The following is a 15,936-nucleotide window of genomic DNA, read 5'->3' on the forward strand; positions in this document are numbered from 1 at the left end:
GCAATACATCATGGCAGAAAAACTAGATTTAACGCGATTTGAAAAAAGAATGGTGATTCGAAATATTAGAGAAGAAGATATCGACCGAATCATTGCATTGCAAGAGGTATGCTTTCCAGGCATGGACCCTTGGAAAAAAGAGCACCTTGAAAGCCACCTTGAACATTTCCCAGAAGGTCAGTTCTGTGCGGAATTCGAGGGAGAAATCATTGGCTCATGTTCAAGTTTATTAATTAACTTTGATGAATACGATGATCGTCACACTTGGCAGGACATCACAGATGATGGATATATCACAAACCATAATCCAGATGGGATGAATATGTACGGAATTGAAGTAATGGTCAGTCCTGAGTACCGCCGGATGAAAATCGGTCATCGTTTATATGAAGCAAGAAAAGACTTAGCGAGAAGATTAAATTTAAAAAGCATCATCATTGGCGGACGTATCCCGAATTATCACAAATATCAAGAGGAAATGACGCCTCGCCAATATGTAGAGCAAGTCATGCTGCACCAAATTTATGATCCTGTGCTATCTTTTCAGCTGTTAAATGAATTTAGCCTGATGCGGATCAATCCGAATTACTTGCCGGATGATAAAGCTTCCAGTACGTACGCAACGCTAATGGAATGGAACAATGTCGATTATCGCCCGCAATCGAAAAGATATTATAAATCGGCGTTCCCAGTACGAATTTGTGTCATTCAATATGCAATGAAGCAAATTCATTCCTTTGAGGAATTTATGAATCAAGTGGAGTATTACGTGGATGTGGCATCAGATGCGTCAGCTGACTTTGCCGTTTTCCCGGAAATCTTTACAACGCAGCTTATGTCATATTTAGAAGAGAGATCACCAAGTCTAGCAGTGCAGCGGATCACAGAATATACCGAGGACTACATCAATTTGTTTACAGATCTCTCGGTCAAGTACAACATTAATATCATCGGTGGTTCTCATTTCGTTGAAGAGGAAGGGAAAATCTATAATATCGCCTATTTATTTAGACGTGATGGAACGATTGAAAAGCAATATAAGCTGCATATCACGCCGAATGAAAGAAAATGGTGGGGGATTTCAGCTGGTGACCAAGTCCGGGTATTTGATACGGATTGCGGGAAAATTGCGATCCAAATTTGCTACGATATTGAATTCCCTGAGCTTGCTCGAATTGCAGCTGACAAAGGAGCGAAAATTATTTTCACTCCATTCTGTACAGAAGACCGTCAAGGCTATTTACGAGTACGTTACTGTGCGCAGGCGAGAGCGGTTGAAAATCAGATATATACGGTCATTTCTGGAACGGTCGGAAACCTTCCGCAAACAGAAAACATGGATGTCCAATATGCACAATCAGCCATCTTTGCACCATCTGATTTTGAATTCGCAAGAGATGGCATTGTAGGAGAATGCAACCCGAATATTGAAATGGTGGTTGTCGGTGATGTCGACTTAGAAATATTAAGAAGGCAGCGTCAAGATGGGACGGTTCGTCAGCTGAAAGACCGAAGAAGAGACGTGTATCATATTGAATATAAGAAATAACCAAAACAAGCGCCCCGCAATTATGCGAGGCGCTTTTCTTTATGTTTACATTTTCTTTAAAGCGAGTGTAGCAAAGTGGGCAATGCTTTTGGCAGCTAAAAATGGAACGTCTGATTTGACAAGAGATTGATAAATCGTTTTTTCTACTTGTTTCCATGTAAGAGCAGGCTCTTCTAAAAGATTTTTTAAATCAGGTCCTACATGCTGGTTGAAAAACTGTTCAAATTGTTCACGTTTTTCTTGTCCGGCAATCACTTCTAATTTTTGTAGCCACTTTTCTTGTTTTTGGAAAGATTGTTCGATGTTTTGTTTAATGGTGTCTGTTGTTGAAGGAAGCTGAAAATCACTTTCTGCTGTCACCTGCTTCGTTTGAATAGATGCAGCATCAGCTGTCTGTGTAATAGGTGAAGCGAATAAAAGGACAGTGGTGGAGAGCATCAAAGATTTTGCGATTGTTTTCATTAAGAAAACCTCCTAGTTCATTTAGTATTGTGCACGAGATTAATTATACAATTTTGTTAAAATAAGGTAATGGGGCTTACCGCTTATTTTTTCATGCGACAAAGGGATGCCAAATGAAAAGACGAATATACTGAATGGAAATGATGTTTTACAAAGGGAGAGGGATATGGGGCGACAATCTAAACATCTGTATATCAATTTGCCAGTTAAGCATGTAAATGAGTCAAAGGCTTTCTTTGAACAGCTGGGTTTTGACTTTCAACAAGAACTGACGAATGAACATGCTGCTTGTTTTGTGATGAATGAGACGATCACAGTCATGCTGTTATCACTTAAGCATTTCCAATCCATTTCAGAGAAGGAATTGGTAGATGCCAGAAATGGCGCAGAGGTCATTATCTCTTTACAGGTCGAGACGAGGGAAGAGGTTGATGAGCTTGTAGAGCGTGCGATCGCAGCTGGTGGTTCACCGTTTAAGGAAAAACAAGACCATGATTTCATGTATGGCTGGAGCTTTCAGGATCGTGATGGTCATTTATGGGAAGTGTTTTATATGGATGAGGAGAGAAGCGACCTTTCATAAGGGTGCTTCTTTTTTATTGATGATCAGTGGTATGATAAGAGGGTAAAAAATAAGGAATTCATCTAGAGAAAAGTAGGTGCTGCATGGAGTTTTTACTTGTCTTAATGCCAGTGTTCGGCATATTCCTTATAGGGTATATAGGGCAGAAGACAATTGGTTTTGATATACATACGCTCTCATCAATGTCTTTATATTTAATGTCACCTTTTCTTGCGTTTGAAACCTTTTATCAAAATAAAGTATCGATGGACTATGTGTACTTATCTATATTTGTCGTAGGGCTTTGTCTTTCACTTGTTTTATGTGTCTTCATTTTATCTCGAATTTACGGGTATTCGAATGAAACGTATTGTGCCATGATTTTGTCATCAGCATTTATGAATAATGGAAATTACGGCACGCCTGTTGTCCTTCTTGTTTTTGGAGCAGCTGGTTTAGATATTGCGATTGTGCTAATGGTCCTTCAGCAGCTCGTCATGAGTACGATCGGCATGTATTATGCAGCAAAAGGTGGAGAGGACGCGGGAGACTTGAAGGTCGTTCTAAAAAAAGTGCTGCGTATGCCGGTTGCTTACGGGGCTCTTCTTGGTTTATTATTTCAGCTCATTGACCTTTCATTACCTAAAGAGCTTATGACAGGTGTTCAGCTGGTCGGGGATGCAGCGATACCGACGATTATGCTGATTTTAGGTATGCAGCTCGCAGTGATTTCTTTTAAGCAAGTGGATTATCGCAATATTTCCTATGCGGTGCTGCTCAAGCTGTTTATTTCACCTCTCATCGCCTTTGGTTTTACACTTATTTTACCTGTAGATGATTTGGTGAAACAAATTATGATTTTAGTTGCAGCGATGCCGACAGCGGCGAATACAACGCTGATGGCTGTGCAATTTCGAACGAAGCCTGAGTTTGTCTCAAGCACGACGTTTCTCAGTACGATTTTAAGTATTGTGACTTTACCTGTTTTATTATGGATTTTATCCATGCACCCTCTGGGATAGGGGACGGCAAACAAAGGGGGGCTTATGAATGAATGTAGATGTTCATTTTCAAGTAAGTGATGTGTTAAAAACGAAGCATTTTACGCATGCGAAAGTGTTAGCTGGGGAAAAGGGATTGTTTCGGCAGGTAAAATGGGTACATGTACTTGAAGTGCCTGCTGTAGAGGATTTGTTAAACGGAGGCGAGCTGATCTTAACGACGGCCGCAGGCTTCCATGATCAATTGGAAGTCTTTCAGGCGTTTTTAAGGCAGTTGATTGACTCAGGTGCGGCTGGACTATGTATTGAATTTGTACCGCTTCGGTTTGATGTACCGGAAGAACTGATTATTTATGCAGAAGAACGTGATTTTCCGCTTATTCTGTTTACAAAAGAAGTGAAGTTCGTCAATATTACACAGCATCTCCATACGATGATGATTGAACGTCAGTATCAGATGATGGCAGATTTAGAAACACTGTCGTCCAAGTTGAATGAGCTTTTATTGACTCCTCATCCGCAGATGGATATTTTGGATCAAGTGTATCAACACGTGAGAGGGATACTACTGCTGATCCCTGTTCAAGGTGAGCCGATTATTTTATGTGATTCTTCCAAACAAACGGAAGAGCTTGTGATGCATTATTTGCAATATGATTCATTACCAAAAGGATATGAAGTGACGCAAAAACAAGTCCTTGCACTCAAACAAACCTTTGCAGACCTCGTCCTCATTCATCAATCGAACACGCTCTCGGAATTTGAACTGCTTGTGATGGATAAAGGAGCAAATGCCCTTGCCCAGCAAACATTAAGAGAGCTGTATACAGAAGAGCTGAAGAAGACAAAAGAGAATGAATGGCTGCAAAAATGGTTTCATGAAGAGCATACAGAAAGAGAAATCATAGAACACCTTGAGGAAACAGAAGGACTGAAAAAACCGACCGGCTGTGTGGTGATGCTCTTTCAAAAAAAACACCAAATAGAAGAAATCGCAGGGAATCTTTATTTTCTTGTCTCTTGCCGTTCTATTTTTCAGCGTGCTGGTTTCTATTTGATTGTGTACGAGCATCAAGGACAAACCTTATTTATTTTATTGAATACAAGAAAAGTTGAGGACTGGAAAGAGCGTGCAGAAAAAGCGGCAAACGACATCACGCAATTATATGACCGTGAGAAGCCCGGCGAGGCAGTCATCAATTATGGAATCGGTTCATATTGTGAGCAATTTCAGTCCATGAGAAAAAGTTTTCAAGCAGCGAAAGAAGTGCTGCATTTAAAGAAAGTGATGCCGCAACGGATAAAAAGCCCATTTTATCAAGATTTACATATGCTTCGGTTGATGCCTGTCATGAAAGAAAGCGGGTTATTAGAATGCATGGTGAAAGAGTATTTAGAGCCGGTGATTTTATATGATAAACAAAATAGCGGCAGGCTCTATCAGACGCTGAATATCTTTTTACAGACAAACGGTTCTAAAAAAGAAACCGCAAGCCAGCTCTATATTGTGAGGCAGACGCTTTATCACAGATTGGATAAGCTTCATGCTTTACTTGGTGAGGATATGATGCAAGCGCCAAAACGTCAAGCGCTTGAATTTGCGATCCTTGCTTATGAATTTTTACAGGGGAATCGCCTTTAACGGTATATGTTAGATTTGCCAAGGGATCAAGTAGAGTGTCTCATGGTTCTTTTCAATCAGTTGACGATCTGTCTAATGTAATGTGTCTGGCCCCTTTTTTATAATGAGAGTAACGACACGGGCGGTCTTGTTTCAGTTTCATATGCCTCACTTTTTATCCATATAATGAATGGAGAGGTCATATGCAGGACCGGTTTAAGCTTCTTTGATGATGAAAACGGATACATGGGGGCGTGGGAAGATGAAAACACATAACGCACAAGATCTTCAGGCGAAAGATGATCAGTTCATTTGGCATCATATGAAAGGGACAAACAAAGAAAATGAAAGTATGGTGATTCATGAGGCAGAAGGCGCATGGGTGACAGATATTCATGGAAATCGCTATTTAGACGGGATGTCAGGACTATGGTGTGTAAATGCCGGATATGGACGTAAAGAGCTTGCAGAAGCGGCGTATAAGCAATTAAATACGATGCCTTACTACCCACTGACACAAAGCCATGTGCCAGCGATTCAGCTGGCTGAGAAGCTCAATGAATGGCTAGGCGGGGACTATGTGATCTTCTTTTCTAACAGTGGTTCTGAAGCGAATGAAGCGGCATTTAAGATTGCCAAACAATATCATGCGCAAAAGGGAGAGAGTACACGAACAAAATTCATTTCCCGATATCGATCGTATCATGGCAATACAGCAGCAGCTCTAGCCGCAACGGGTCAAGCGCAGCGTAAGTACAAATATGAACCATTAGGGCAGGGATTTATCCATGTCGCACCGCCTGATATGTACCGGCATCCTGAAGATCAAGAGAGCTTGGCAAGTGCTGATGCAATCGATCAAGCAATGACGTGGGAATTAAGTGAGACCATTGCTGGCGTCATCATGGAGCCGATGATTACAGGAGGCGGTATCTTAATGCCGCCAAAAGGATATTTGAAGAAGGTGAAAGAAATCTGTGAAGATCATGGAGCGCTCCTTATTGTGGATGAAGTGATATGCGGCTTTGGCCGGACAGGAAAGCGGTTTGGATTTATGCATGAGGAAGTGAAACCAGATATCATCACCATGGCAAAAGGGATCACAAGTGGATATTTACCGCTATCTGCAACGTGCGTGAAACGAGACATTTATGAAGCGTATGCAGGAGAAGATACGTATGACAGGCTACGGCATGTGAATACATTTGGCGGTCACCCTGCTTCCTGTGCGGTGGCACTTGCTAACCTAGACATCATGGAAAACGAGCAATTAGTGGAGCGGTCAGGCACGCTTGGCCAAGACATGCTCGAACGTTTGCAAGAGTTAAAAGAGCATCCATTTGTCGGTGATGTGAGAGGAAAAGGCCTGCTGTTTGGGATTGAGCTTGTGCAGGATCAGGCGTCAAAAAAGCCAGCTGATCCAAGTGTAGTCGGTCAATTGATTACAGAATGTAAAAAGCGAGGATTGATCATCGGGAAAAATGGCGATACAGTGGCTGGTTATAATAACGTGGCACAGCTCGCACCACCGCTAAATATCACTGATGAAGACGCCTCATTCATTATTCATACTTTAAAAGAAAGCATGGCACAATTATAGCAGAGATTTCTCTGCTTCAGATTGTTGACAAAGGGCTAAAATATTATTTATTTTAGCCCTTTGTCTTCTTTTCAGCGTGATAGAAAACCTTTGCAGTCTAGGAAGAACGAGTACTGGCGCGGAGCGAATTTGACATTCGTGAGCACCAGCACGCCGCTGTAGCAGAGAGGTTTCTCTGCTTTTTTCTATGCCCTGAAAGGATCAGGTTTTGATCGATCTGCTAGGCTGAATGGTCAATGGGCACACTAGGTGTATTGAAAAAAACATGCGATTCTATTACTGTAAGGAGAAGATAGAACCAATACACACGAGAAGGAGACGGCATATGAGTTTTCATGATCAACCCATTCTACCTGCTGTTCGCAATATGAAGCAATTTGAGGAATTTTTAAAAAGTCCATTTACATATGGGGTCTTACTAGATGTTCACTTAGGGCGGCTTAAGGGCATCATGAATGAGGCGAATGCGCATCATAAAAAAATGTTTGTCCATGTCGATCTCATTCACGGAATCAAACATGATGAGTACGGAACGGAATTTATTTGTCAGGAAATGAAACCAGCTGGCATTATTTCTACTAGGTCTTCTGTCATAGTAAAAGCCAAGCAGAAAAAGGTATATGCCATCCAGCGAATGTTTTTACTTGATACAAGTGCGATGGAAAAAAGCATGGAGTTTGTCGGGAAACATCGTCCAGATTTTATTGAAGTATTGCCGGGTGTCGTGCCAGATTTAATTACAGAAGTGCGCGAAAGAGCTGGAATACCAATATTTGCAGGAGGATTTATTCGAACAAAAGAAGATGTAGAAAGGGCGCTTGCAGCAGGGGCGACAGCTGTCACCACATCGAATACAGAGCTTTGGAAAGCGTTCCAAAAGTGAAAAAGATAAAATGTGAAAATTGATTGACAACGTTTTCATCCTCTGTTACTATAGCACTAAGTTAATATCATGTGATGGAGAAACGGAGATCCACAACGACGCTTTACTAGGTGACAAATGACCCTGATGTAAAGTATGTTTGTTGTGGATCTTTTTTCTTTATCTTTTCTACACATTTATAGGGGATGGCAACTGAACCAGAGGAGGAATTTTTCATGACACCATTTTGGGGTGAAGTCGTTGGTACAATGCTTCTTATTATTTTCGGAGGCGGTGTGTGTGCGGCAGTCAGTTTAAAGAAATCGCTCGCTTACCAGTCCGGCTGGATTGTAATCGCTTTCGGATGGGGATTTGCAGTAGCGATTGCAGCTTATGCCACTGGAGGAATCAGCGGTGCACATTTAAACCCGGCGCTGACAATAGGTCTTGCATTAGAAGGAAGTTTTCCTTGGGCTGATGTTCCAATGTATATTGTCGGTCAAATGCTTGGCGCATTACTCGGAGCTATTATTGTCTTCTTACATTACTTACCACACTGGAAAGCGACAGACGATCCAGGTGCAAAACTAGGCGTATTCTCAACTGGTCCTGCGATTCCGCATACTTTTGCAAACGTGCTCAGTGAAGTCATTGGTACATTTGTATTGGTGGTAGGAATTTTAGCGATTGGTGCAAATAAATTTGCAGACGGAGTCAATCCGCTGATTGTTGGTTTCTTAATTGTCGCAATTGGTCTTTCATTAGGTGGTACAACTGGTTACGCAATTAACCCTGCACGTGATTTAGGTCCAAGAATCGCACATGCCATTCTGCCGATTCCAGGTAAAGGTCCATCAAATTGGAAATATGCTTGGGTTCCTGTTGTTGGTCCAATTTTGGGCGGTGCATTTGGCGGTGTTTTCTATAATGCAGCCTTTAAAGCGAACGTCACACCAGCCTTTTGGATTGTAAGCGTTATTTTAGTTGTGGTATTGTTAGGACTCTATGTTTCTACGAAAAACCAGACAAATGCTGTCAATGAAAGTATGTAAGGGGAGGAAAACACCATGGCAAAAGAAAAATATATTCTCGCATTAGATCAAGGGACAACAAGCTCAAGAGCGATCTTATTTGATCAAGAAGGTAAAATTGCCCATACAGCTCAGAAGGAATTCAATCAATATTTTCCGAACCCAGGCTGGGTAGAACACAATGCAAATGAAATTTGGAGCTCTGTTCTATCAGTTATTTCAACTGCTTTAATCGAATCAGGAATTGAAGCAGATCAAATCGCCGGTATCGGAATTACGAACCAGCGTGAGACAGCTGTCGTTTGGGATAAACATACAGGCGCACCCGTTTACAATGCAATTGTTTGGCAGTCACGACAAACATCTGGTATATGTGATGAGCTAAAAGCGCAAGGGCACGATGAAACGTTTAGAAATAAAACGGGTCTACTCATTGATGCTTATTTCTCAGGTACTAAAGTGAAATGGATTTTAGACAATGTCGAAGGTGCTCGGGAGAAAGCAGAAAATGGTGACTTACTGTTTGGCACAATCGATACATGGCTCATTTGGAAAATGACTGGCGGTCAATCACACGTGACAGATTATTCAAATGCATCAAGAACGTTAATGTTCAATATTTACGATCTGAAATGGGATGAAGAACTACTTGATATTTTAGGTGTTCCAGCTTCCATGCTGCCAGACGTCAAACCATCATCACACATTTATGGTGAAACAACAGACTATCACTTCTTCGGTAAAAATATTCCGATTGCAGGAGCGGCAGGAGATCAGCAGTCTGCGTTATTCGGTCAGGCTTGCTTTGAAGAAGGAATGGCGAAGAACACATATGGTACAGGATGTTTCATGTTGATGAATACAGGGGAAAAAGCAATTAAGTCGGATCATGGATTGTTAACGACGATTGCATGGGGCATTGACGGCAAAGTTGAATATGCTTTAGAAGGAAGTATTTTCGTTGCTGGCTCAGCGATCCAGTGGCTGCGTGATGGACTTAGAATGTTTAAAGACTCAAAAGACAGTGAAGCTTATGCTGAGCGTGTTGAGTCAACAGACGGCGTATATGTCGTACCAGCATTTGTTGGTTTAGGCACACCATATTGGGATAGTGATGTCCGAGGCGCTGTATTCGGTTTAACACGCGGTACTTCTAAAGAGCACTTTGTTCGTGCAACGTTAGAATCACTTGCTTATCAAACGAAAGATGTTTTAGATGCGATGGAAAAAGATTCAAACATCTCACTTAAAACATTGCGTGTCGATGGCGGGGCTGTAAAGAATGATTTCTTAATGGGCTTCCAAAGTGATTTGCTGGATGTGCCAGTAGAACGTCCAGAAATTAATGAAACGACGGCACTCGGTGCGGCCTATCTTGCGGGAATAGCAGTTGGCTTCTGGAACGACCGTTCAGACATTGCAAAACAATGGAACCTTGACAAGCGCTTTGAACCTAAAATGGAAGAAGACAGCCGTGACTCGTTATACAGCGGGTGGAAAAAGGCTGTAAAAGCAGCTCAAGCTTTCAAATAAACAAAAAGTATGGTATACTTCAAGTAAGTTAATAGAACGGTTGGAGAACTGGAGAGACCGCAAGCACCGAAGTGTAGAAATACGCTTTGGGTGTTTGCGGTCTCTTTTTCTTTACCGTACAACATGGGAGGAACAAGAGATGACTTTTTCTAGCTTAGAAAGAGAACAAATGCTTCAGGACATGACAAAAAAACCATATGATGTGTTTATCATTGGTGGGGGTATTACTGGCGCTGGTACAGCACTTGATGCGGCTTCACGCGGAATGCGTGTCGGTCTTGCGGAAATGCAGGACTTCGCAGCAGGTACGTCTAGCCGCTCAACGAAACTTGTACACGGCGGACTTCGTTATTTAAAACAATTTGAAGTGAAAATGGTCGCAGAGGTCGGTAAAGAGCGTGCCATCGTATACGAAAACGGTCCTCATGTGACAACGCCAGAATGGATGCTTCTTCCGATGCATAAAGGCGGGACATTCGGTAAGTTTTCAACTTCAATCGGACTTAGAGTATATGACTTTTTAGCTGGCGTTAAGCATAGTGAACGCAGAAGTATGCTAAGTGCAAAAGAGACACTTGCAAAAGAACCGCTAGTGAAAAAGGATGGCTTAAAAGGCGGGGGCTACTATGTTGAATACCGTACAGATGATGCACGCCTGACAATTGAAGTCATGAAAGAGGCTGTGAAATTCGGGGCAGAAGCGGTCAACTATGCGAAAGTAAAAGAATTTATTTATGATAAAGGCAAAGTTGTCGGTGTTGTCATTGAAGATGTGATGACGCAAAAAACATACGACGTATATGCGAAAAAAATCGTCAATGCGACTGGTCCATGGGTCGATCAGTTAAGAGACAAGGACCACTCAAAAGAGGGGAAACATTTACAACATACAAAAGGAATTCACTTAGTATTTGACCAATCTGTTTTCCCATTAAAACAAGCAATCTACTTTGACACACCTGATAAACGAATGGTCTTTGCGATTCCAAGAGAAGGAAAAACGTACGTGGGAACAACAGATACCGTTTACAAAAAACAGCTGGAACATCCGCGTATGACAAAAGCAGATCGTGATTACGTGATCAAAGCCATTCAATATATGTTCCCAGATCTTCACATTACAGAGAAAGACGTTGAATCTAACTGGGCTGGTCTTCGTCCACTCATTCATGAAGAAGGCAAAGATCCTTCAGAAATTTCTCGTAAGGATGAGGTATGGACATCATCTTCAGGCTTAATCACGATTGCTGGCGGTAAATTAACAGGTTACCGTAAAATGGCTGAACACATTGTGAATCTTGTACGTGATGGACTTAAAGAGGAAACTGGAAAAGATTTCGGACCATGTAAAACGAAACATATGCCAATTTCAGGCGGGCATGTAGGCGGTTCAAAAAATATGGCATCCTTTGTTCAAGCGAAAACGGCAGAAGGAGCATCCGTTGGTTTGACAGAACCGATTGCACAAAAATTAGCTGAGAAATATGGCTCAAACGTCAGCAATGTCTTCAAGCGTGTGGAGCAGCTTCAAGGGGAAGCAGACAAACGAAACATTCCCGCATATGTGTTGGCTGAACTTGTCTATGCGATCGAAGAAGAATTGGCTGTAACACCTGTCGATTTCTTCTTGAGAAGAACAGGCAGCCTATTATTTAATATCAATTGGGCAAAAACGTATGCACAGCCTGTTGTTGACTATATGGCAGATCGTTTTGGCTGGGATGAAGCGACAAAACAGAAACATCAAACTGAATTAGACCGACTATTCCATGAAGCAGTCGTACCGCTTGATGCTGAATAAGTAAAAAGCCGATCGTGTATCGGCTTTTTTTATTTTGTTCATCGTTTTTTCATATGTTCATGATATAACATGACATGAAGGATAATTCCATATAAAATAACAGTAGATGTTATTTTATTGATGATAAGAGCTGGGAGGACGACCATGAGTTGGAATACGAATTATGAGCGTTGGATCAATGAGAAGCACCTGGATACTGAACTAAGGGAATGGCTGGAGGCACATCAAGATGATCATCAAGCGCTTGAAGACTGCTTCTACAAAAACCTTGAGTTTGGTACTGGAGGAATGCGCGGAGAAATTGGTGCTGGAACGAACCGAATGAATGTTTACACTGTTCGAAAAGCATCTGCTGGTCTTGCTGCGTATATTGCAGCACATGGAGAGGATGCAAAAAAAAGAGGCGTCGCCATTGCCTATGATTCACGCCATAAATCTCCTGAATTTGCGATGGAAGCGGCCAAAACACTTGCTTCGCATGGCATTCAAACATACGTATTTGACGAACTGCGTCCGACACCAGAACTCTCTTTTGCAGTTCGAGAACTGAATGCCTTTGCAGGGATTGTTGTGACAGCAAGTCACAATCCGCCAGAATATAATGGCTATAAAGTTTATGGAGAAGATGGAGGCCAAATGCCCCCATTTGAAGCAGATCAAGTCATTAAAGAAGTAGATGCCATCGAAAATGAATTAGCCATTTCAGTGGAATCAGAAGAGGTATTGAAGCAAAAGGGTTTGATCCGCATGATTGGTGAAGAAATCGATCAAGCGTATATGGAAAAATTAAAAACGATTCGTGTGCACCCTGAGCTTGCAAAAGAAGTCGATGTCAAAGTGGTGTTTACTCCGCTTCATGGGACGGCGAATAAACCTGTCCGAAACGGACTTCAGGCATTTGGTTATAAGCATGTGACGGTTGTGCCTGAACAGGAAAAACCAGATCCGCAATTCTCGACGGTCACGTCTCCAAATCCAGAGGAGCATGCCGCTTTTGAATACGCCATCAAGCTTGGTAAAAAGCAAAATGCTGATATTTTGATTGCGACAGATCCAGATGCAGATCGATTAGGTATCGCTGTGAAAAATCATGATGGTGAATTTACCGTTTTGACCGGCAACCAAACAGGCGCCTTACTACTTCATTATTTATTATCTGAAAAACAAAAACTAGGTCAGCTGCCGCCTCGCCCCGTTGTGATGAAAACGATTGTGACAAGTGAGCTTGGGCGTGCTGTTGCCTCAGCATTTGGAGCTGACACGATTGATACGCTCACTGGCTTTAAATTTATCGGAGAAAAAATCAAGCAGTTCGAGGAAAGCGGAGAATACACGTTTCAATTCGGCTATGAAGAAAGCTACGGCTATTTGATCGGTGATTTTGCACGAGATAAAGATGCAGTTCAAGCGGCGTTATTAGCAGTTGAAGTCGCAGCCTTTTATAAGAAACAAGGGAAGTCATTATATGATGCGCTTGTTGATATTTTTAAGGAATTTGGATTTTACAGAGAAGGGTTAAAGTCATTAACCTTAAAGGGGAAAGTAGGAGCGGAGCAGATTTCTGCTATTCTTCATACCTTTAGATCAAACCCGCCAGCTTCTATCGCCGGTCAGCGCATTACGGTCATTGAGGATTATCAATCAAGTCAAAGGTACCTTGTGGCTGAAAAGAAAGAAGAAACGATTCATCTGCCGGCATCAAACGTCCTGAAATATTTCCTTGAAGATGGCTCATGGTTTTGTTTACGACCTTCTGGTACGGAGCCTAAAGTCAAATTTTATATTGCAGTCAAAGGCACATCGTTAACAGACAGCGAAGAAAAGCTGAAACACTTATTAGAAGAAGTCATGAAAGTCGTCTATGACATTGTGGAAGAAACAGCTAAATAAAATATCAAAAAGCCATCATGTCATGCATGATGGCTTTTTCTCAGTCAAAAGGATGAGAAAAAATCATCCTTTTTGAGAAAGAGCCGCACAGATGCTCATGGTATAATCAACATATTGATAAGAGAGGCAGTAAAAGCCGGGGGTACACACGATGGGAGATTACCAAGAAAAAGTCAAAACATTAAAAACGTTAAAAGAAATTGCTGAAAAGCTAAATGAAGGGATGGAAATGAAGGAAACGCTTCATGAAGTGCTTCATATGCTTATGGAAGTGACAGGCTTTCAAACAGCATGGATTTATTTTATAGAAGAAGACGGATCGTATGAACTAATGGCAGAAGTATGTTTACCTGAAGCACTGGCAAAGGATCGAAAGCAATTGATGTGTCAAAACGATTGCTATTGCATCAACCGCTACACAAAAGGCTCACTGCAATCAGCGACCAATATCATCAATTGTAAACGGATTGAAACAGCGATTGAGCAAAAGCTTGGAGATACAGAAGGAATTACCCATCATGCAACCGTTCCGCTCCAAGCATGTAAGCGAACGTTTGGCTTATTAAATGTGGCGGCAAAAGGGAAGGTCACATTTACACAGGAGGAGCTGAATCTGCTTGAAAGTATTGCACTGCAAATAGGTACGGCCATTCAGCGCATGAAGCTTGTGCAAAATGAGCAGCAGCATGCACTGCTAGAAGAACGAAACCGGCTTGCGCAGGATTTGCACGATTCTGTGAATCAAATGCTGTTTTCCGTGAGTTTGACTGCAAAGGCAGCGCGTCAAATGACAAGTGATCAAAAATTAGGTGAAATGATTGATTTTATTCAGCATTTATCACAAGATGCCCTCATTGAAATGCGATCACTCATCTGGCAGTTAAGACCAAAAGGACTTGAAAAAGGTTTTACGACAGCGATTGAAGAGTATGCACAGCTTTTAGGTCTAAATTGTTCATTGTCTTTATCAGGCTGTATGGAAATAGATCATTCAAAGCATGAGACTTTATTTCGCGTATGCCAAGAAGCTCTAAATAATTGCCAAAAGCATGCGGGCGTTGAGAAAGTAGAGGTCAAACTGGAGCAATCAGGAGATACGTTTGGTATGAAAATCATCGATCAGGGAAAGGGATTTCAGTATGATGAACAAATGAGTCTTCCTTCATTTGGGCTGAAAGGGATGGCTGACCGTATCCGAAGAGCAGGAGGTACATTTTGCATCAATTCTGAGCTAGGGAAGGGAACGACGATTGATGTGAAAGTACCATTTTCTCAAGAAAGGAAGGGATTGTCATGAGGGTAGTCATTGCAGATGATCATCACATTGTCCGAAAAGGACTGGTCTTTTTCTTGCAAACCCAGCCAGATGTGGACATCGTCGGTGAGGCATCCAATGGGGAAGAGGCACTGCAGGTAGTTAGGCAAACAAAGCCTGACATTGTCTTGATGGATCTCTCTATGCCTGTAATGAATGGGATTGAGGCGACAAAGCAAATGACGCTGGATATGCCGGATGTCCGCATTGTCATTTTGACAAGCTATGCAGATAAGGACTATGTGATCCCTGCTATCCAAGCGGGAGCGAAGGCTTATCAGCTCAAGGATGTAGCACCTGAAAAGCTTCTCACGACAATGATTGAGGTGCAAAATGGTACGTACCAGCTAGATGGTCATATTACAGCGTTTCTTGTCCAGCATCTAACAGAACCTAAAGAGCAAAAATGGGCATTGATGAACGAACTGACCAATAGAGAACGTGATGTCTTATTTGAAATCGCAAAAGGGAAAAGTAACAAAGAAATTGCCTCATCGCTTTTTATTTCTGAAAAGACTGTGAAAACTCACGTGTCTCATCTGTTATCAAAGTTAGAGCTGGCAGATCGAACTCAGGCCGCTCTCTATGCAGTAGATTATCAAAAAAATCAGCCGAAAGAGCTGTTGTAAACAGTCATGGTGGACATTCCAAAAGACTTCATGAGTATTCCTCATGAAGTCTTTTCTTCTTTATGAAAGGCGGTTAGTAA

The 15,936-nt window shown here is 41.8% G+C and carries 13 protein-coding genes; 12 read left to right on the forward strand and 1 reads right to left on the reverse strand.

The window, feature by feature from the left end; translation table 11 throughout:
• The first annotated feature begins 10 nt into the window (after window positions 1–10).
• Window positions 11–1,549 (forward strand): bifunctional GNAT family N-acetyltransferase/carbon-nitrogen hydrolase family protein, encoded by a 1,539-nt coding sequence (locus ASG46_RS14900; RefSeq protein WP_007497061.1) that lies wholly within the window; start codon window positions 11–13, stop codon window positions 1,547–1,549.
• A gap of 45 nt (window positions 1,550–1,594) precedes the next feature.
• Here the strand turns inward: ASG46_RS14900 and ASG46_RS14905 are convergent, their stop codons facing one another.
• Entirely contained in the window at window positions 1,595–2,011 is a 417-nt protein-coding gene (locus ASG46_RS14905) for a hypothetical protein (protein WP_025207006.1), read from the reverse strand.
• Between the two features lie 166 nt (window positions 2,012–2,177).
• Here ASG46_RS14905 and ASG46_RS14910 point away from each other — a divergent pair, with 166 nt between their 5' ends.
• The 11 genes from ASG46_RS14910 to ASG46_RS14960 all read left to right on the forward strand — a co-directional run bounded on the left by ASG46_RS14910 (window position 2,178) and on the right by ASG46_RS14960 (window position 15,856).
• On the forward strand, window positions 2,178–2,594 hold the full coding sequence (locus ASG46_RS14910) for a VOC family protein (protein WP_008349030.1): 417 nt from the start codon (window positions 2,178–2,180) through the stop codon (window positions 2,592–2,594).
• 83 nt (window positions 2,595–2,677) lie between these two features.
• On the forward strand, window positions 2,678–3,595 hold the full coding sequence (locus ASG46_RS14915) for an AEC family transporter (RefSeq protein WP_007497064.1): 918 nt from the start codon (window positions 2,678–2,680) through the stop codon (window positions 3,593–3,595).
• Between the two features lie 28 nt (window positions 3,596–3,623).
• Entirely contained in the window at window positions 3,624–5,216 is a 1,593-nt protein-coding gene (locus ASG46_RS14920; RefSeq protein ID WP_056705080.1) for a PucR family transcriptional regulator, read from the forward strand.
• A 241-nt stretch (window positions 5,217–5,457) separates the two neighbouring features.
• Window positions 5,458–6,795, forward strand: coding sequence for an aspartate aminotransferase family protein (locus ASG46_RS14925; protein ID WP_056705082.1), 1,338 nt, complete (start codon window positions 5,458–5,460; stop codon window positions 6,793–6,795).
• A gap of 325 nt (window positions 6,796–7,120) precedes the next feature.
• Complete coding sequence (locus ASG46_RS14930) at window positions 7,121–7,678, forward strand: glycerol-3-phosphate responsive antiterminator (RefSeq protein ID WP_017360356.1); 558 nt, start codon at window positions 7,121–7,123, stop codon at window positions 7,676–7,678.
• A 215-nt stretch (window positions 7,679–7,893) separates the two neighbouring features.
• Complete coding sequence (locus ASG46_RS14935) at window positions 7,894–8,709, forward strand: MIP/aquaporin family protein (RefSeq protein ID WP_008349011.1); 816 nt, start codon at window positions 7,894–7,896, stop codon at window positions 8,707–8,709.
• Window positions 8,710–8,724: 15 nt separating this feature from the next.
• A complete protein-coding gene (gene glpK / locus ASG46_RS14940) occupies window positions 8,725–10,221 on the forward strand; it encodes a glycerol kinase GlpK (protein WP_007497075.1) in 1,497 nt (498 codons plus the stop codon).
• A 139-nt stretch (window positions 10,222–10,360) separates the two neighbouring features.
• Complete coding sequence (gene glpD / locus ASG46_RS14945; protein WP_056705084.1) at window positions 10,361–12,022, forward strand: glycerol-3-phosphate dehydrogenase; 1,662 nt, start codon at window positions 10,361–10,363, stop codon at window positions 12,020–12,022.
• 144 nt (window positions 12,023–12,166) lie between these two features.
• The gene (locus ASG46_RS14950; RefSeq protein ID WP_056705085.1) at window positions 12,167–13,912 is read left to right on the forward strand and encodes a phospho-sugar mutase; all 1,746 of its coding nucleotides are present in this window, start codon (window positions 12,167–12,169) and stop codon (window positions 13,910–13,912) included.
• A 151-nt stretch (window positions 13,913–14,063) separates the two neighbouring features.
• The gene (locus ASG46_RS14955; RefSeq protein WP_041507534.1) at window positions 14,064–15,209 is read left to right on the forward strand and encodes a GAF domain-containing sensor histidine kinase; all 1,146 of its coding nucleotides are present in this window, start codon (window positions 14,064–14,066) and stop codon (window positions 15,207–15,209) included.
• A complete protein-coding gene (locus ASG46_RS14960) occupies window positions 15,206–15,856 on the forward strand; it encodes a response regulator (protein WP_056705088.1) in 651 nt (216 codons plus the stop codon). Before ASG46_RS14955 ends, ASG46_RS14960 begins: the two co-directional genes overlap by 4 nt.
• Window positions 15,857–15,936: the final 80 nt, after the last annotated feature.

Origin of the sequence: Bacillus sp. Leaf49, assembly GCF_001426125.1 — a bacterium.
GTDB classification, from domain to species: domain Bacteria; phylum Bacillota; class Bacilli; order Bacillales; family Bacillaceae; genus Bacillus; species Bacillus altitudinis.